This is a genomic window from Chroococcidiopsis sp. (assembly GCF_051657925.1).
Classification (GTDB): Bacteria; Cyanobacteriota; Cyanobacteriia; order Cyanobacteriales; family Chroococcidiopsidaceae; genus Chroococcidiopsis.
In genome coordinates, this window is sequence record NZ_JBOFLP010000286.1 from 1 (window position 1) to 4673 (window position 4673).

General features: G+C 44.7%; 5 protein-coding genes and 1 pseudogene. 4 read left to right on the forward strand and 2 right to left on the reverse strand.

Annotated elements, in window-relative coordinates; translation table 11 throughout:
* Positions 1 to 298, reverse strand: a pseudogene (locus ACRC32_RS23405) (circadian clock KaiB family protein); the annotation flags it as partial.
* A gap of 89 nt (positions 299 to 387) precedes the next feature.
* Positions 388 to 1713, reverse strand: a complete 1326-nt coding sequence (locus tag ACRC32_RS23410; protein ID WP_438556231.1) for a type IV pilus twitching motility protein PilT — start codon at positions 1711 to 1713, stop codon at positions 388 to 390.
* 619 nt (positions 1714 to 2332) lie between these two features.
* Between ACRC32_RS23410 and ACRC32_RS23415 the strand changes: the two genes are divergently transcribed.
* From ACRC32_RS23415 to ACRC32_RS23430, 4 genes are all read left to right on the forward strand, one after another.
* Complete coding sequence (locus ACRC32_RS23415; protein WP_438556232.1) at positions 2333 to 2713, forward strand: hypothetical protein; 381 nt, start codon at positions 2333 to 2335, stop codon at positions 2711 to 2713.
* A gap of 41 nt (positions 2714 to 2754) precedes the next feature.
* Complete coding sequence (locus tag ACRC32_RS23420) at positions 2755 to 3003, forward strand: hypothetical protein (protein ID WP_438556233.1); 249 nt, start codon at positions 2755 to 2757, stop codon at positions 3001 to 3003.
* A gap of 28 nt (positions 3004 to 3031) precedes the next feature.
* On the forward strand, positions 3032 to 4129 hold the full coding sequence (gene wecB / locus ACRC32_RS23425; RefSeq protein ID WP_438556234.1) for a non-hydrolyzing UDP-N-acetylglucosamine 2-epimerase: 1098 nt from the start codon (positions 3032 to 3034) through the stop codon (positions 4127 to 4129).
* A gap of 6 nt (positions 4130 to 4135) precedes the next feature.
* Positions 4136 to 4673, forward strand: a 538-nt coding sequence (locus ACRC32_RS23430; RefSeq protein WP_438556235.1) for a hypothetical protein, incomplete at its 3' end; no start/stop codon positions are given.

A 4673-nucleotide genomic window follows, 5' to 3' on the forward strand; every position in this document is an offset into this window, starting at 1 on the left:
ATTCTCCGACATCAAAAACTGCATTGAGTAATGCCTGATGGCGCATCACTAATGGATAAGCTTCAGCAAAGGTTTGGATGTGCTGAGTCTGTGGATCTAACCAACAATCTAGCGTTGCTGTGTAGCAAGGAACGAGAAAGTGGGGTGGCTCTGGCAGTCCTAGTATTTGTTGTAGCTCCATGCATAACTGTAAATGCCAGCGCTGCTGTTTAGAGCGGTCGATACAATAAATCAGATCCCCCCCCGGCGTAAACAGGGCGATGCCTTTAAATACTTGGAGCGATTTGGAATGACTCAATTTTAGCGGGGGTAGGGGATAAGGGGAAAGTCGCAAGTCGCAAGTCGGAAGTTGGGAGTCAGGAGCGATCGCTCCTGACTCCCAATCTCTTAAACTCGACCTCTGAGGGTCATAGCCATTTCATTGGGTTTGGGTGAGGCTTCTAGGGCTGTTTCTTCCGTGATTCGTCCTTGTTCATATAGCTGATACAAAGACTGATTCATGGTACACATACCCTCGAAGCCACAGCGAGGAATAATTGCCTCTATTTCTTCAACCTGATTACGTATAATGTAATCCTTAATTGCATCTGTATTAATCATAATTTCGTGTACGGCTGCTCGTTTGCTATCTGTAGTACGAACTAAGCTTTGAGCAATGACTGCTACGAGCGATTCAGCCACCTGAATTCGCATGGGTCCCTGTTCTTCGGGATTGTAAAGGTTCAAGATCCGTTCGATAGTTTTTACAGCGCTGTTTGTGTGCAACGTACCAAATACTAAGTGTCCGGTTTGTGCTGCTTTGAGGGCTGTGTTTACTGTCTCGCGATCGCGCATTTCCCCAATCAGGATGATATCTGGGTCTTCTCGTAAGGATGCTTTGAGGGCGTTATCGAATTTTAATGTATGAATTCCTACTTCTCGTTGCTTGATCAACGACTTTTGACTAACATGCACGAATTCAACTGGATCTTCAATTGAAATGATATTCTTCGGCATAGTCTTGTTGATAAAGTCGATCATCGCTGCCATCGTAGTAGACTTACCCGAACCTGTCGGTCCCGTCACCAAAATTAATCCTTTGTGGTAGTGGCATAGATCTCTGAATACCTGTGGCAAGTTCAATTGTTCCATTGTTAAGATTTTTAATGGAATCAGCCGCAGTACCATTGCCGGACCATTGAGAGCAACAAAAATATTGATCCGCACCCGCACCAATCCTTCATACTGGGTTGCACCGTCGAATTCTAAATCTTCTTTGAATTGCTCGATTTGCCGATCGCTCAGAATTTCTCGCAGCCAACTGAAAAAAGTATCTTCGTCGATCAGGGGACGATCGGTGAGAATAATTTGACCGCGATCGCGAAAGCGCGGTACTTCACCTACTCCTAAATGTAAGTCGGAAATACCGCGATCGTATGCTTCTCGTACCAATTGTTCTAATGTAGGTGCGTTATTCGTCTTACTTTGTCTAGGACGGACAGCGCTAGGTGGTGCTGGTCTAGGTACGTTGAGACGAGGACTTGTAGATGGTAAGGGTAACGGTTCTTCCGGCGCATTCACCGCTACATGAGTGCTGGGTATCGGCTGAATTGGCTGCGTCGAACTCACCACTCCCGTGTCTCCACTGGAATTCATTCGCTGCGGTGGTGGTGGTATGGGAGGAACGCGGGGTGCGGGAGGTGGATAATTTGGCTGACGTTGGGGTTCTGTCATATGCCTCAAGTCTGTGTGATTACACGTTTAGTTTTCCCCTAATCAGTTATCAGTTATTCAGTGACTAGTGACTAGTGACTGGTGACTATTCACTAGATGAAGAATTCAGCCACTGGCTACTAGCCACTTGTGACTCACTATTCACTAGTTATAAAAATTCATGAACTTGCTTTGAGGATAGTTTTAATCTAACGATTATCAAAATGAGGAATTAGGGTGGGCGATCGCTTTCTTTTTGGTTAATCAGTCATGGAGGAATTATGAGAAACCACCGCTGTATTTATACGAAATGTTAAGTCAACAAGGGTGCGATCGTTTTTTGCATTTGCTAGCGATCTTGTTTCACATAAGATCTCTCGCTCGATCTTTGTGAAAGCTAGAACCTAAGAGACTTTGAAGCTATATATCTCAAGATAGATGTTTTAATATACCTAGAGTTTTTATATGCTTTTCCGTTCGGATTTATAAACACAAATTATCTAGTGTAAAGATTAATAACTATCCGATCATCTTATCAATGGGTATCTGTATACTAATTTTCAATAGAGCTTAACTAGCTCCGACTCCGCGTACAGAATTTTACAAATCTGAATTTTTGCATTGACTTTGGAGAGAAACTATGGCTTTAACTCAAAGCTCCAATTTAGGGACATCTTCTTCTTTATTTACACTCAAAAGCTTTTTAATCTGGAGTTTCACATTAGCAGTTTGTTTGCTCGTTGTGGGCTTTCCTTTAGTAGTTTTGATGGCTACAGTAGCTTTCTTGTTATCGATGGTACTGCAATCTGTGATGCCAGTAAGTGCAGTTTTATTAGTAGCAGGAAGTGTAATTGGTTTCAACGTTTTGGCAGTGCTGATTGGAGCTAGCGTGTTGACTTTGAAAGGAATTCACCCACATGAAGTTAAATGGTTGAGCTGGCTGCATGGCGAGGCAGATGACATTGATACTTCCGTCTATGCAGCTTGTCCTTTGACCTGCGATACGGAGCCAAAGTTCTAGCGGAAGCTAAGTTTATTTCATCCAAATAATGCATCTGCCCAGTGACCAGCTGGGTTTTTTCATTTATCAGTTATCAGTTATCAGTTATCAGGGAGACAAGGGAGCAGGGAGCAGGGAGCAGAGTAAGAGAGCTGAGGGAGCGATCGGGAGCTGAGGGAGAAAGAAATTTACAATCTCCACACCCTACACCCCACACCCCACACCCCACACCCTATTTACTGCTAGCCACTAGCCACACCCTTTCTTCACCAACAACCAATTACCAATTACCAATTACCAATTACCATTGACCAATGAACCACTAACAAAACCAACTCAATGAAAAAAGTCTGCATTATCTTAGGAACTCGCCCAGAAGCAATTAAGCTAGCACCAGTGATTCAGGTGTTTCAGCGCGCGCCTCAGTTTGATACCCAAGTTGTTTTAACTGGACAGCATCGCGAGATGGTTGCCCAAGTCATGCAACTATTCAACCTAAAGGCAGATGCAGATTTGGAAATTATGCAAATGCAACAATCTCTTAGCGATATTACTTGTCGCAGTCTACGAGGATTAGAAACCCTGTTTGAACAGCAGCCGGACTTAGTTTTAGTTCAAGGGGACACGACTACGGCTTTTGCGGCTTCTTTGGCAGCATTCTATCAAAAAATTCCGGTAGGACATGTAGAGGCGGGACTGAGAACAGACAATATATTCAATCCCTACCCAGAGGAAGCTAATCGCAGGTTGATTTCTCAGTTGGCGCATTTGCACTTTGCCCCTACGCCGCAAGCAGTAGAGAATTTGCAACGATCGGGCGTTTTAGGAGAAATTCATCAAACGGGTAACACGGTCATTGATGCATTGCTATCGGTAGCAGAACAGCAACCAGCTTGTCAGATCGATGGTTTAGAGTGGGACAAATATAGAGTTTTATTAACTACAGTGCATCGGCGAGAAAACTGGGGCGAACCGCTTCAGGGAATTGCCCAAGGTTTTTTGCAAATACTAGAAAAGTTTGAGGATACAGCTTTATTGTTGCCATTGCACCGCAATCCCATCGTGCGCGAACCGCTACAAAAGATTTTGGGCAAGCATCCCAGAGTCTTCTTGACAGATCCGCTAGATTATGGAGAATTAGTAGGGGCGATCCAGCGATCGCACTTGCTTTTAACTGATTCTGGTGGTTTGCAAGAAGAAGCACCGAGTTTGGGTAAACCAGTTTTGGTCTTGCGCAAAACGACAGAAAGACCCGAAGCAGTGACGGCTGGAACAGCAAGATTGGTTGGAACCCAAACAGAAGAAATTGTGATGGCGGCGGCTGAGTTGTTGAGCAACCCGTCTGCTTATGAAAAAATGGCAACAGCAATTAATCCTTTTGGAGACGGACACGCAGCGGAACGAATCTTGCAGGCTGTGACCAATTACATATGCTAATAACTTATGCAAATTAACCTCATTGCAGATTATGGAAATGGCGACCCAGCTTTTGCTGAAGTTACCCAACGGCTATCGATGTCGTTATCAACAGCTCAAATTCATTGGGTTTCCGTACCACCATTCAGCACGCTAGCCACTGGCTTTTGGGTGGCTCAACTCGGACTAAATCCCGGTACAGCAGAACGGCTAATTTATCATAATTGTGCGCCGCGCCAAGATGATGCACAACCCAGAAAAGACAATGAAGGCGAGGGACTGACGTACGTACTGTTACCCAACAATGTCAAAGTTGTGGGAGTCAATGCAGGTTATACTCTGTCTTTTATCAAGGCTAGCGCACGAGTTATAAAAATTGTTAAGGTATCTCGCGGTGGTTCTCAGTTTCGATCGCGAGACGTATTCCCTCAAGCAGCAGCAGCGATCGCCTCTGGCGATCTGAGCTTGTTAGGCGACGAGTTAGATCCGCAGCAGATTCCCGATCCACCAAGCGATCTCGTGGCGTGGATCGATTGCTACGGTAACATTAAAACTACCATTTCCG